Genomic DNA, 13,640 nt, shown 5'->3' with positions numbered 1-13,640 from the left:
ATCGCTGACATCCCCGTTGCGGCTGCTCTGCCCATGTCCCTTGGCTGAAGTGAAAGAGGAAGGGAGGGGCGGGATGGGCGGCGCGGCCGCGGCCGGGGATCGGGGCGCGTTCAGCCGGTTGCGCGTCGGCCGGGGTCGCCGCGCCCGGCCGCCGTCAGCGCGGCGGCGGCGTCAGGCGGGGGACGTCGGCGGGGGAGAGGTCGGGGCGGGCGCGGTGCCAGCGTGCGGGATGCCGCCACCGGCCGGAGGCGTCGCGGGCGACGTCGACGCCGACTTCCACCACCAGCTCGGGTTCCACCAGGGTGACGACCAGCTTTTCCTGGCTGCCCCACCCGGCGGAGAACGACCAGCCTGTCCACGGATGACCGCGCTGTCCTCGAGCGAGCAGGCCGGCGACCGCAGCACCTGCCACCCGGGCGAGGGTGGTGGTGCGGCCGACGTACTGAAGGCGGCCTTCGGTGTCGTACCTGCCGAGCAGCAGCGTGCGGGGAGCTGCCAGGGAGCCGGTGACCGCGCCGACGATCGCCTCGCTGGTCTCGCGGACCTTGTATTTCTCCCACCCCCTCACCGACGGCTTGTAGGCGCCGTCGAGCCTTTTGAAGACCACGCCCTCCATCCCGACCGACGCCCACGTCAGCCACTCGCGCACGACGTTGGCCTCGGTGGTCGACGGGCACAGCGCCCATGGCGCGGTGAGTCGGCGGGCGGCAAACACCGATTCCAGTGCGGCCCTGCGCCGCCGGTAGGGCCAGGAGGTTGTGTCCGTCCCGGACAGCCGCAGCAGATCGAACGCGACGAAGTGGGCCGGCCACTCCTCCGCCGCCCGGAGCGCCCCGGCACCACGTCGGGCAAGCCGGTTCTGTAGCTGCTCGAACGCGAGGCGGCCCGCGGCGTCCCATACGACCAGCTCGCCGTCCAGCGCGGTCGCGTCCGGCAGCTGCACGGCCCTGGCCACGACCTCCGGAAACGACGGCCCCATTGCGGTGCCGCGCCTCGAGCGCAAGGCCACCTGGCCCGCGTCGACGGAGATGAGAGCCCGAAATCCGTCCCACTTCGGCTCCGCAGCACAGCCAGGCCGCAGATCGGGCACGGACACGGGGGTGGTCAGCATCGGCTCCGGTAGCGTCCAGGTCACCTCCCATCCCTTCCACCCGCCGTGTCCGCCACCCGAGTGGCTGCGCATCGCCCGGCGAGCGACGTACAACTCCGCTCGCCAACGGCATACGGCATGAGGGCCCCGGCCGCACCTCCTGAGGGCCTGGGCATACTGCTGGCCATGACGACCCCGCTCCGTACCCGCGTATACGTGATGACCGTCGCGGTGCTGGTGTCCGTGGCGGGCAGCGGAGCCTGCCTCGGCTTCGTCCTGGACGGCTGGGTGGGCGCCGTGGTGGGCGCGACTACCACCAGCCTGGGCGCGGGATTCGGCATGCTTGTCCGCCCGCGGCCCGCGGTGACTTCCGTCCAGGCCGTCAGCGGCGACGGCTATGCGGAAGGGATCGCCGACACTGTCCTGTTGAGCATCTCGATGTACGAGGCAGCGGTCTTCCCACTGACCCCTGACGGGGTGAGCGATGAGGAGCAGGAGGCCCGTCGCACCGTCGCGTACCGGCTCTCCGCCTACGACGGTCTGCCCCGTTCCGTTCGCGTGTCGGCGGCCGCCGCGTTGGAGGTTCTTGATGACAGAGTGGACGCCGAACGTGCCCGCGCTGCCGTGAAGGAACTGTCGCTCGCGGTATATGAGTGCCGCAGCGGCCGTTCTCTGCTGGGTGATGTCACCGACTCCAGCAGCGGGTAGAGATCACCTGGTTTCTAGTGTGATGCGCCAGAAATCCTGAGGGTTAGTACGTACCCTGTTGGTATGTCGCATCCAGGGCCTTCTGCTGTGGAGATCACGCTGTCCGAGGACGAGCGCGTCGAGTTGGTGCGCCGGACGAAGATGCCGCACCGGCGCTCGGCCGAGAAGGCCCGCATCATCCTGGCGTGTGCGGACGGCATGTCAAACGCGGGTGTCGCACGGCTCGTCGGTGTCCAGGCCAAGACGGTCGGCAAGTGGCGTCGGGCATTCGCCGCAGAGCGGATGGCTGGGCTTGAGGACGCTGGCCGGATTGGCCGGCCGAAGGCCGACCTGATCCTCGACGATGCTGAGCGCAGACAGCTGCAGCAGTGGGCGCGACAGGCCAAAACCGCCCAGTTCCTCGCATTACGGGCCAAGATCGTGCTGCGCTGCGCGGAGGGCGGGACGAACCAGCAGGCCGCGGTCGACCTCGGCATCGACAGGTCGACCGTGGACCGCTGGCGGGCCCGGTTCATCGCAAAACGCCTCGACGGTCTGCACGACGAGCCGCGCTCCGGGCGGCCGCCTTCGATCCTCCTCGACCAGGTCGAGGAGGTCGTCGTGGCCACCCTAGAGTCGGTCCCGGACCGGGACACGCACTGGTCACGGGCCTCGATGGCCCAGCGCACCGGCCTGTCGAAGTCGACGATCGGGCGGATCTGGAAGCGGTTCGACCTCAAACCCCACCTGCAGGACTCCTTCAAGCTGTCCACCGATCCGCAGTTCGTCGCCAAGGTCGTCGACGTTGTCGGCCTGTACCACCACCCGCCCGAGAAGGCGGTCGTGCTCTGCGTGGACGAGAAGAGCCAGATCCAGGCGCTGGCCCGGTCCCAGCTGGTGCTGCCGATGATGCCGGGCATGCCCGAACGCCGCACCCACGACTATCTGAGGCACGGCATCACCAGCCTGTTCGCCGCCTTCAACATCGCCGACGGCACCGTCATATCGGCACTGCACCGCCGCCACCGGGCTATCGAGTTCAAGAAATTCCTGATCCGGATCGACAAGGCGGTGCCCGCCGGGCTCGACGTGCACCTCGTCTGTGACAACTACGCCACCCACAACACCGCCGAGATCAGGACGTGGCTCGGCAAACACCCCCGCTTCCACATCCATTTCACCCCCACCGGCTCCTCTTGGATGAACCAGGTGGAGCGGTGGTTCGGCCTGCTCACCGACAAGCTCATCCGCCGCGGCGTCCACACCTCCGTGAAGGCACTGGAGGACGACATCACGGCGTGGATCGACACCTGGAACGAGAACCCGCGGCCCTTCACCTGGACCAAAACAGCCGACGAGATCCTCAACTCCCTCGCCGACTACCTCACCAAGGTCGGAACCACCGGCCAGAAAACAGAGCAGAGCTAACCCTCAGGATTTATGGCGCATCACACTAGTGCCGGATCAGGCAACGTTCGCCCTGTTGTTGACGAGCCGTCGGGATGGTGATCCGGGCGGCCCGTTGTGCGTCATGCTGAGCGGATGGCTGAGCGTGTCCGGGTCCGCGAGATCGATGACGACGACGGGCAGCGGCTGCTGCGGATCATCCGCCGGGGCGCCGGGTCGGTGGTGACCTGGAGGCGGGCCCAGATGGTGCTGTTATCGGCCCAGCGCATGGACGTTGCCAAGATAGCCGAGGTGACGTTTACCAGCCCGGACCGGGTCCGGGACGTGATCCACAACTTCAACTCTGACGGCTTCGCCTCGCTCTACCCGAAGTACAAGGGCGGCCGGCCCAAGACGTTCACGCTGCCCGAGCGGCGCGAGATCAAGAAGATCGCCAAGTCCAGGCCGGTCGAGCACGGCCTGCCGTTCTCGACCTGGAGCCTGGTCAAGCTGGCCGACTTCCTGGTCGCCGAGGGGGTGGTCGACGACATCAGCCACGAGGGCCTGCGCATCCTGCTCCGCGAGGAAGGCGTCACCTTTCAGCGCCTGAAGACCTGGAAGACTTCGAAGGATCCCGACTACGCGGTCAAAAAGGCCCGCGTCGAGCATCTCTACGCCATCGCCGACGGCGAGGTCCTGCCTGAGCCCGGCGAACCCGAGGTCGTGTTCTGCCTGGACGAGTTCGGGCCGCTCAACCTTCAGCCCCACCCTGGCCGCCAGTGGGCTGAACACGGCGGGAAGCAAAAGGGCCCCGACCGCGAACCCCGACGGCGACGCCGCGCGACCTACACCCGCCCGCATGGGGTCCGGCACCTCTTCGCCGCCTACGACCTGGGCAAGGACCAGCTCTACGGCCATATCAAGAAGACCAAGAACCGCTCCAAGTTCCTGGAGTTCTGCCGCTACCTGCGCTCCCTCCACCCAGCCAGCACGCGCATCGCGATCATCTGTGACAACTACTCCCCGCACCTGACCACCAAGCGCTGCCAGCGGGTCGGGACCTGGGCCGCGGTGAACAACGTGGAGATCGCTTACACCCCGACCAACAGCTCCTGGCTCAACCGGATCGAGGCCCAGTTCACCGCCCTGCGCTATTTCGCCCTCGACGGCACCGACCACCCCAGCCACACGGCCCAGGGCAGCATGATCCGCCGCTACATCATCTGGCGGAACAAGAACGCCGCCGACAAGCGCCTCAAAGCCCTCGTGAGCAGAGCGAACGCCGCCTGTCCCGCTACGGCAGACGGCATCACCACAGGTGCAGGAAGTCCCGCACGTCGTCATAGCCGTCGAGGGCGCGGCCGTCCACGTCCGTCGGCTCTACCTCAGCCCGCGCCGCCAGCGACTCCGCCAGGGCCAGGGCTCCATCGCTGAGACGGCCGAAGCGTCGAGCGGTGTGTCCCAGGCACAGGCCGGCCAGCCCCAGCAGCGGACTCCCCGGCACAGCCCGCGTCCCGACCTGCACGCACCAGAACTCGACGAAGTCCGCGTCGTCGTCGTTCAACGCGGTCCCGACCAGAACTCCCGCCGCCTCACCCTCTGCGGAGCGGTCACGAAGAGCCCGCTCCAACGTCTCAACCACCACCGCGTGAGGCAGCGCAGGAGGGTTCTCGAAGCTCAGATGGGAATGCACCCCGCGAGACTACGCGGCATGCATTCAAGAGGTGCCTGCCGCCGCCCCACCCCCGTCGCGACGCCCGGCACGCACTCTTGCGTCTCCGATCGCACAGCGTCTCGAACCAGCTCCGCAGGTCGTCCATCGTGGGGTCGCCGATCGACTTTTCGGGCTCCCGGGGGCACATCCGGGAGGCGACGACGGGCGCGGAACTCAGGCGTCGATGCGGCTGTCATCCTCCGAGCGAGGCGGCAGGCGATCGGCGGTGTGTTCAACCGCCTTGCCCTTGCGTCGGCGGCGAGCACGCCGGACGAGCCAACCTCCACCCGTCACGAGTCCCGTAGCGACGAGAGACCCAATCGTCTCGCTCAGCGCACCCTGGCCGATGACGCCCCAGGGAAGCGTGGACACCCACATGACTACCGTCCTTCTGATCGACAACGCGTACTGATTCAGGGTGCGTTGGTGTAGGGCGGCTCGGACGCGGGCGGACGATGAGCAGTATCGTCGGACAGTATCGGACGGAATCAGACAAGGATGGGCGGGAGAACAAGTCGTGCCGGCGCTGAAGCGACCAGAGCTGCCCGAGGGGCCGAAGAAGCAGCTGAACGCTGCACTTCACGACCTGCACTTTCGAGCGGGACTACCGTCAGTGCGAACTCTTGTCGACCGAATAGGCGGCGATGCCGTAGCAGGCAGGAGTCGCATCCACGACGCCTTCACTGGTCAGCGCGTGGCCGACTGGGGGCTCATCCAGGTCTTGGTAGAAGCCTTGGCACGGACAATCCCCGGGGCGGATTCGAATACCGAGGAGCGCCGCCTTCACAAGCTTTGGATGGCTGCGTCCGGGGAGGTCGATACAAACGGAAGCGGCCCGGTCACCTTGAAGGCATCGGCGCCTGCCGAAGGGAACCACGGACCGGGTCGCCCTCTCCTGGCCATGCGACTGGAGTGGGCGCATCCGGGCCTCATGGATCTGGGTACCCGCCGACGCATCCGAGGCATCCTGCGCACGGCACTGGACGATATCGGGCAACCTAGCCAGGGGAGACATCGGGAAGATAGCAGCGCAGGCGCGACCATAACCCTGGAGTGTCGGCACGAGCGCCCCGGCTTGACAGTGGCCACGTTCTTGGCTGCGGTCGATGATGACGTGAGGCAACTCATCCCGCGGGATCCGTGGGCTGCCCCGGTCAGGCTGAGATTTTTGGCGCACTTCGATGCAGCTGTAACGGCTGCCCAGGTCATGGCTGACCTCAACGCCTACTGGGCGACACCCGAGTTGGATGAACACTGGCAGGAGACCAACGGACGTAAGACACGCTTCGGACCCCGCGTCGCAGCCATAGTCCACGGAATCGACCTCATGGCTAGCGAAGACTTTACTGGGAAGTGGCAGGAATTCTCGCTGGCCACGGAAGGCGGCCAGGGCTCAGGTGGGTTCTGGCTCCGCACGCAGCGCCCAGCGTCAAACGGCGACCCCTGGAGCACTCCCTCCGACGACTAGTACCGCATCAGGCGCTGTTGTCGACAGGGCGAACGTTGCCTGATGCGGCACTAGGCCCGATTGCCCAGCACGCACGGCGGGCCGCAGACCTCGCCCGTTCGAGGGAACTGACGGCTGGTGCCTTCGGCCGGTGCGCTCGCACCGGTTAGCATCCTGCCCGGCTAGGGCGTACTGCCGATCACCGCCCGCTTCCGGAGCCACGCCGCCGGACGCGGGGGTCAAGGTCCTGCGGGGCCCGCTCCTTTCCCGTTCTGCGTTCCGTCGTGTCCACGGCAGTCGTACGAGCCGGGGCCGGGGGCGTGGCCCGGCTCGGCAGAGGAGTACGTCATGCCGAAGAACCAGTCCACCGCCGCGCAGAGCGCCCGCAGGGCGAGCCGGAGCGGGGAGAAGTACACCGAAGCCCTGCGCCGCGCGGCGGCCGACGATGCGCCAGCCGCACCTCATGTCCTGCGGTTCCTGGCGGAGCGCTCGGGGAACCTTCACTACCTGGCCGGCGGGATCGCGGCGGCCTGGGCGCACAGCGGACAGCGAGTCCTGCTCCTCGAGGAAGCCGAGGACTACTGGCGCTGGACCATGAACGGCGTGTTCGACCGCCGCAGCCGCGGCCGGGGCCGCCGCAAGAAGGAGATCGAGCCGGCCGCCCCGCCGGAGCCGACGACCAGCACGCTGTGGGCCTCACCGGACGGCCCCGGCGTCCTGGCGCACCACACCTGCATGTGGGAGGTCCGCCACCCCTCGCGGGAGAGTGACCGCGGCTTGCCCCGCACCGACCGCAGCCCGCTCGCGGCGGCGGTGACCGACGCCCTCGACGCCTACGACGTGATCGTCCTCATGCCGAGGTACTGGTCCTACCCCGACCGGGAGAACGCGACAGCGCACGTCGTTCTCGGGGAGATCGACATCTTCCCGCACACCGACTGCAGGACCGCGCTCCCGGGTCCCAGGGGCGAAGAGATGGGTGTCCCGCTGAGCCCCGAGCAGAGCGCTGCAGTTCTGCGCGAGCGCTGTCTGGGCTTCCTCTTCGGATCCCCTCATCGGCCCATCCATCTGGACGGAGTGATCTGGCAGTCGAACGGCGAACTGCCCGTCGACGCGGACTACCTGGCGGGCGTCGACCGGGACATGAACCGCGCCGGACTGTGCCCCCTTGGCTGGGCAATCTCCGAGCGCTGGCCTTCCCCGCACCGGGAGCTCCCCGAGCCCGACCGGCTGAAGGACCTCAGCTTCGTCCAGCGGTACCAGCCCATCGCGGGGCGCCTGCGCACGGCGCTGGACGCCCGTCCCGCCCGCAGGAACTGACGCGACAGGGCTGGCCCGCACCGCGACTTGTGGACCAGCCCTTCGAGGCTCTTGGTCGTACTGCCGGCACTGGCCGTGCCCGCACCGTCGCCGCATTCTCACTGACGGCCGGGCTGTCGGTGCTCACCCGTACCCTGTCGCCCAAGCACGTGCGACAGGAGGGCAATGTGGCCCGCAACGGGATCAATAAACGCGAGCTGAACAAGCTCACGGACAACCTTGCGAAGGAGACCAAGAAGAGCCTGGAGCGCGCCCAACGACGGCACCCTGCTCGTATGTCTGCACAGCTCGATGTCAACGTCAGCGCGGTTTCCGGCGGTGAGCTGACCGAGAGCAGCGGCTATCTGGCCCGGTTGCTGCTCATGCTGGACACCCGGAGCGGGCGTGGCGCCAGCCTGGCGCAGATCGAGCAGGAATTTCAGGAGGACCTGGCTCCCCTCGCTCTTCAATTGGAACAGCGAGGCCTGGTGAGGGCCTTGCGGGCCGGGTCCGGCCTCTATGCCATCCACCTCAGCGATGAGGGCCTGGTCGAGGTGCACCGGCTGAAAGAGCTGCAGAAGAACCGTGCTGCCCGCTTGCGGCACACCATGGACGCCTTCCACCGGTGGCTGTTCGGCACCGTAGGCGACCGCGAGCCCATCAACCCGGTGCTGTTCCTTGACACACCTTGGTCGTTCTTCGCCGGGGCCGTGATCACAGAATCCGAGCTGCACGAAGCGCTCGGCTACCTGTCTGAGCACCAGCTGATCGAGTACATCGAAACCGAACCCGTCACCGTCGCCATCACACCTCAGGGCGTCAGCTGCGCCCTGGCAGGAGGAAGCGTGCAAGACCACGTCAACCGGCAGCGCCCCGGCACCACCTACAACAACTTCCTGCCGAACGCGCAGGGCGTCATCATCGGCGAGCAGCAGAACGTCACCCAGAACAACACCGCCGGCATCGACCCGAGCGAGTTCATTCGGCTGGCCGGTTACGTCGGCCAGATCAGCAACACCCTGGGCATGCCCGAGACGGACCGCGTGGAACTGGAGCGCGTCGCCCAGGAGCTCCATGCCGAAGCGACGTCGCCGGCCCCCGAGCCGGGCCGGATGAGGCAGTTCGCGACCCAGGTCAAGGACATGCTGGTGGGAGCCGGAGCGACGGCGGCCGCTCAGGTCGGCATTCAGATGGCTGAGCAGGCCCTGGGCACGCTCGTGTAGCGCCTTGCGTCACAGGACGGAGTCCCGGGAGATCAGGCATGGTGCCCGGGGCTCCGGCTGTGTGAGCGTTCAAGGCGGTCGATCGTCGGGACGCGGGCCCAGTAGTCTCCGGCCATGGGAGATGCGGTCAAACCGGAAACGCTGCGCTCCGCTATAGCCAGCGCTGTAGCCGAGTTGAAGTCCTACGAGGTTCCGGCTGAGTGCGTGCGTCTGGGGCTCGCGCCGGGTGAAGAAGACGAAGCCTTCAGGAGCAAGTTCCGCTACGTTCTCACGCGCCTGCGTCCGCTGGCCGTGCCGGAACTGACCACCGTGGCCCGCAAGGTGGTGGACGAGTACGACGTTCCAGCGCTGGAGCAGATTCTCGCGTCGCTGGGTATGACCGGAGTCGACGGCGAGTTCAAGAACCTGATCTTCGCGGCCAACGGCCCCAAGCCCGACATCGTCCTGCGCGACGCCGTCAGTAACCGCCTGGAGATCGTCCGCAACGCCGAATACTGCCTGACGTACACCCGACCTCTCGACGCCGCCGGCCTGTCGTGGGCAGCCCTCGTCGACTGGTGGCAGCGGACGCATCCGACGGGGCACAAGGATCAGCCGTCTGCCTCCCAGGCGTTGTGTGCACGGCTTGCGGAGTCGCTTGCGTCCCCGCCGGAAGAGGTCCTCTTCCACACCTACGCGGCGTTGTACTTCCGGGAGGGAGGACATGCACTGCCCGCCCTGATCCCGCAGGTGTACCTCCACTACGACCCCTATACGGCGAAGCGCCGTGCCGAGCCGGGCCCTCTCGCTCGGCAGCGCATGGACTTCCTCCTGTTGCTGCCGAACCGAGTGCGCGTGGTCCTGGAGGTCGATGGCCAACAGCACTACTCAGTCGACGGCAAAGCGAGCCCACAGCTCTACGCCCAGATGGTGTCGGAGGACCGGCAGCTGAGCCTTTCCGGCTACGACGTCTACCGCTTTGGCGGCCATGAACTGGACCGGAACAACGGCCCGCGCATAGTCGCAGGCTTCTTCCGGGAGCTCTTCCAGCGCTACGACATTCTGCTACCGCCCTCAGTCACCGACTGATAGCCAGCAGCGCGGGCAAGCCGTGAGGGAAGAACGTGCTGGGCCCGTGCGCTCCTCACGCACGGGCCAGATCATGCCCAGCTCATTCCCAGTTTCCGCAGTGCCTCCAGTTGCTCTTGGGTGAGCTTGTCCCGCCTCGCGCGCGCGTTCGATGTCCATACGCCCAGCTTCACGACCACCGGCTCCGCCTCGCCGTCGACCGTGATCTCTTCGCTGTGGCCCCTCGGCACCGGCCGGTCCGCGCCTTCCCGTTCCACCCACTGCGCGAGCGCCGCCAGGCCCCGCTGGAACGCCTGCGATGCCTTGCCCTGCCCCTTCGTCGCACCCTTGGAGGCCGGTGCGGGAGACGGCGCCTCCACGGGCGTGACGCCCAACTGGGACAGCCGCTCCTGCTGCTCGGGCAGGAGCCGCGCCCAGATGGCCGGCTGGGCCTGCTGCTGGAGCCACTTGCCGATGTCGTCGCCGTCCATCAGCACGCCGGGTGCGATGTCGGGCAGTTGTCCGTCGGCGTCGACCAGGTCGGCGAGCACCCGGTAGTGGCGCTGCCAGTCCAGCGGCCACGGGCAGTCCCAGTCCGGGTCGATCTCCGTCAGCTGCGCCGCGCGCACGGCGGCCCGCTCCGGGTCCTTGCCCAGGCCGTTCTTCGCGCCCTTCCGCCGGAGGTTGGCCATGTGCTGCCCGACGGGCACCATCGCCTCGCCCTCGCCCCACACCGCGTCCTGACGCGGCGCGAGGTGCCCGGTCGCCCGCCGGTAGGACCGCAGCGCGGCGAGCTTGGCCTCCCACGCTTCCTCGCCCGGCTCCCAGACCATCCCGGCCTCCGGCGCGTCCAGGAGGACCTTGCGCCGCTCCTCCAGCTCACCGGCTCGCAGCGCCTTCCTCTGCTGGTGGACCCATCGGCCAAGCGGGAAATCCTTCGTGACCCCCACTTCCACCTCGACGTCGTAGGGCACGGCGTAGACCCCGGTGATCTCGTTCTCCTTCCGCCAGCGCAGCAGCGCCTGGTAGCCCTCCAGCCAGACCAGCGACTCCGGCCGGTAGACCCGGGTGCGCAGAAACGCGGCGATCGTCGCCGCGTCCCGGGGAGAGGAGAAGTGGAGCAGGGCCGACTCGGCAGCGGCGTCGGTGTCGTCCTGCTCCTGGTCCCCGCCGTCGCCCTCGCCGCCAGCCCCGACGATCTGACCGTCCTCATCGCGCTGGAGGTGGACCTTGCGCTTGCCGCTGGTGAGCGCGCGGGAGGCGAGCTGCTCGACCAGGCGCTCATCATGCGAGCGGAGACCCTGGAGGACCGCTACAAGAGGGCGGAAGCTGGCGGAGGCGACCATGTCCGTCGGGTCCTCGCCGGGCTCCAGGAACACCGGCACGATGATCCTGGCCACCTTCGTGGAGCCGTCCTTGTTGAGCCGGAGCGCGCGACCGATGTTCTGCACGATCTCCACCTGCGAGCCGCGGGTGTCCGCGAAGCACACGGCCTCGACTCCCCGCTCGCCGGTGATGTCCACGCCCTCCCCGAGCACGCGAACGCTGGCGAGGAAGGCGCGGTGCACCCGGCGCCCGGCAGCGTCGATGCCGTTGGCGAACTGCCTGATGACCTCGCGCCGCTCGGTCACGAGGTGGTCGCCGCACAGCCACGCCGCCCACACCCGGTCCGGCGGGACGTGTCGGCCGGCCTCGAGCTCGTAGAACTCCGCGTCGATGGAGGACTTCGGCAGCTTGTCGGCGGTGGCCAGGTCGTCGTCGGTGGCGTCGTTGACGTACAGCTCGGCAGCGGTCTCCGGCAGCTTCTCCGCGAACGCGGCGGCCTCCTCCACCTTCTGGTGGAACGTCATGACGGTCTTGAGGTTCCACTTCGCCGCGTGCTCCAGGAGCGCGGTCTGCAGGAGCGCCAGGCGCCGGCCGCGCCGGGCTTCCTCCGACTCACCGACGACGGGGGAGGGGTCGCGGATCTCCAGGACGTCGATCTCGAACCCGGCGAGGATCTCCCGCTCGATCGCCTCCGAGAGCCCGAGCTCTGCGAGCCACGTGCCGTACGTGCCCTCCGGATCATCGGCCATGGTCGCGATCTCCGCCTCCTGGCCCTCCGCGCCCTTCTGCGGGCGGGCCGCGGCAAGGATGCGCGGGGTCGCGGTCAGGTACAGCCGGAAGTCCGCCGGGATCCGCTGGTTGTCATGGATCGCCGCCCACGGACGGCCAAGATCACCAGCGGTTCCGTGAGCCTCATCCACGATCGCGAGGTCGAAGCCCGCCATGCGCTGGCCGTAGAGCCGCTCTCCGCCCGCCAGAGCGGCCTCCAGCGGCCCGCGAACCTTCCGTTGGCCCTCGGGTGCGTCGATGTCCTCGCGGTCCACCAGGGAGGCGTACGTGGCGAACACGACGACCGGCCCGGACCCGGCCCACAGGGCGAGCTGGATCGGGTTGGTGGTGGTGCGCACCCTCAGTTCCTTCAGCACCGGGTCGTTCTCCAGCGAGCACACCGCGACCATCGGCGCCCGGTGACCGACCAGCCGCCACGCCTGGGCGGTCTGCGCGAGCAGGTCCAGGGTGGGCACGGTCACGAGGATCCGGCCGTCCGCGAACGACTCCAGTGCGCACGCAGCGGCCGTGATCGTCTTGCCCGAACCGGTCGCTGACACGATCGTGCCCCGGGCACCCTGCGGGGGCACAGATGACCTTGCAGGGAATCCCACCCACCTGCGAAACGCGGAGCGCTGATCGACCTGGTGTTCCTTGAGCTGAATTGCTGACATTTCCATGCCTCCCCGAGCGGTCAATTCCTGTGGTCTTTCAGAGGGCCGCGTGCGGAATGCACGCCGCGCCCAAGTCGTTCCAGATCGACGCATCCGCCTTGTGCCAGCCGCCCGGCTTTCCATCCTTGAACGGCGGCTTGTCGTCCGGGTCGTAGTGCCCGGCATCGAGCGTGCAGACCACGACATCCCCGTCTGCGTTCCGGGTCCGGGCCGTGCACAGACCGCCGGCCTCACCCAGCGCCTCCAGGACCTGGCGGCGCGCCGTGGTGTGCGGATGGGTGCCCGGCAGCACGTTCTCCCGGACGAACCTCTCCAGCCGCACCAGGTCGGCCCGCTCACGTTGCCTCACGTCAGCGATGTGTACGGCCAGTTCAGCGGCACCGGCCGACCGGCCCCCGCGCCGGGACCACTCCCGGTCCGCGATGCCCACCAAGGCCTCGCTCACGGCCGTCACGCCGTCATCCCAGCCGTCCTCGAACTCGGGGCCACGGGAGCGCGGCGCCATGCCGCCCAGCTCCACCACCTGGCACTGCGCCCCGGCGACCGCCCTGGCCTCCAGCGCGGCCACCAGGTCGTCCGCCTCACTCGCGGGCACTCCCTGCGCCTCCAGGAGCGCGAACACCTTCAACCGGGCGTTCACGCCCGCCGTCTGGTACTGCGTCACCCGGCGCACAGAATCGCTGCTCAGCGCGGGATCGGGTCCGGTAGATTCGTGGTGACCGGTCATCTGCGGTCGTTCCTCTCGGAATTCCGGGGAGTCCCCGGAAGGTTGGGGGGCCCGTGTTTCCGCCAACGGTACATGCTGCATCAACCTGATGCACACGGTACGCTGGAACCCACACGAACGAGCGACCCCCACCCCTTGTAGCCAGCCCGGCCCGCGACAGCGGGCCCCAAGGTTCTGGAGGCGCAGCCGGAAGGACCGTCAGGCGGGGGAGCGCAGCGAACCCGCCCGGGAGTGCGGAGCACTCCCCAACTC

The 13,640-nt window shown here is 68.5% G+C and carries 8 protein-coding genes and 1 pseudogene; 6 read left to right on the top strand and 3 right to left on the bottom strand.

Going from position 1 to position 13,640, the window contains the following annotated elements; genetic code table 11:
• Positions 1-154: 154 nt before the first annotated feature.
• The gene (locus tag ACFYWQ_RS42770; RefSeq protein ID WP_389526031.1) at positions 155-1,135 is read right to left on the bottom strand and encodes an ATP-dependent DNA ligase; all 981 of its coding nucleotides are present in this window, start codon (positions 1,133-1,135) and stop codon (positions 155-157) included.
• A 141-nt stretch (positions 1,136-1,276) separates the two neighbouring features.
• Here ACFYWQ_RS42770 and ACFYWQ_RS42765 point away from each other — a divergent pair, with 141 nt between their 5' ends.
• The 6 genes and pseudogenes from ACFYWQ_RS42765 (at position 1,277) to ACFYWQ_RS42740 (ending at position 9,914) form a co-directional block, all read left to right on the top strand.
• On the top strand, positions 1,277-1,798 hold the full coding sequence (locus ACFYWQ_RS42765) for a hypothetical protein (protein ID WP_389526028.1): 522 nt from the start codon (positions 1,277-1,279) through the stop codon (positions 1,796-1,798).
• A 63-nt stretch (positions 1,799-1,861) separates the two neighbouring features.
• Positions 1,862-3,205 (top strand): IS630 family transposase, encoded by a 1,344-nt coding sequence (locus ACFYWQ_RS42760; protein WP_389526025.1) that lies wholly within the window; start codon positions 1,862-1,864, stop codon positions 3,203-3,205.
• Positions 3,206-3,319: 114 nt separating this feature from the next.
• Positions 3,320-4,450 (top strand): annotated as a pseudogene (locus ACFYWQ_RS42755) (IS630 family transposase); the annotation flags it as partial.
• A gap of 2,222 nt (positions 4,451-6,672) precedes the next feature.
• Positions 6,673-7,644 carry a hypothetical protein gene (locus ACFYWQ_RS42750; protein ID WP_389526022.1) on the top strand — a complete coding sequence of 324 codons (972 nt, stop codon included), beginning with the start codon at positions 6,673-6,675 and terminating at the stop codon, positions 7,642-7,644.
• A gap of 29 nt (positions 7,645-7,673) precedes the next feature.
• Positions 7,674-8,846 (top strand): hypothetical protein, encoded by a 1,173-nt coding sequence (locus tag ACFYWQ_RS42745; RefSeq protein ID WP_389526019.1) that lies wholly within the window; start codon positions 7,674-7,676, stop codon positions 8,844-8,846.
• Positions 8,847-8,960: 114 nt separating this feature from the next.
• Entirely contained in the window at positions 8,961-9,914 is a 954-nt protein-coding gene (locus ACFYWQ_RS42740) for a hypothetical protein (protein ID WP_389526016.1), read from the top strand.
• A gap of 71 nt (positions 9,915-9,985) precedes the next feature.
• Here the strand turns inward: ACFYWQ_RS42740 and ACFYWQ_RS42735 are convergent, their stop codons facing one another.
• On the bottom strand, positions 9,986-12,661 hold the full coding sequence (locus tag ACFYWQ_RS42735; protein WP_389526014.1) for a Helicase associated domain protein: 2,676 nt from the start codon (positions 12,659-12,661) through the stop codon (positions 9,986-9,988).
• Between the two features lie 37 nt (positions 12,662-12,698).
• The gene (locus ACFYWQ_RS42730) at positions 12,699-13,388 is read right to left on the bottom strand and encodes a hypothetical protein (RefSeq protein ID WP_389526011.1); all 690 of its coding nucleotides are present in this window, start codon (positions 13,386-13,388) and stop codon (positions 12,699-12,701) included.
• Positions 13,389-13,640 lie beyond the last annotated feature (252 nt).

Source organism: Streptomyces sp. NPDC003247 (genome assembly GCF_042888135.1).
In the GTDB taxonomy this organism is placed as follows: Bacteria; Actinomycetota; Actinomycetes; order Streptomycetales; family Streptomycetaceae; genus Streptomyces.
Note: the sequence above shows the minus strand (reverse complement) of the source record. Positions and strands in the feature narration are given on the sequence as shown.

Bases quoted from the DNA above. Each gene is read 5' to 3' on its own strand.
- ACFYWQ_RS42765 (WP_389526028.1), top strand. From the start codon at position 1,277: ATGACGACCCCGCTCCGTACCCGCGTATACGTGATGACCGTCGCGGTG.
- ACFYWQ_RS42760 (WP_389526025.1), top strand. From the start codon at position 1,862: ATGTCGCATCCAGGGCCTTCTGCTGTGGAGATCACGCTGTCCGAGGAC.
- ACFYWQ_RS42750 (WP_389526022.1), top strand. From the start codon at position 6,673: ATGCCGAAGAACCAGTCCACCGCCGCGCAGAGCGCCCGCAGGGCGAGC.
- ACFYWQ_RS42740 (WP_389526016.1), top strand. From the start codon at position 8,961: ATGGGAGATGCGGTCAAACCGGAAACGCTGCGCTCCGCTATAGCCAGC.
- ACFYWQ_RS42735 (WP_389526014.1), bottom strand. From the start codon at position 12,661: ATGTCAGCAATTCAGCTCAAGGAACACCAGGTCGATCAGCGCTCCGCG.
- ACFYWQ_RS42730 (WP_389526011.1), bottom strand. From the start codon at position 13,388: ATGACCGGTCACCACGAATCTACCGGACCCGATCCCGCGCTGAGCAGC.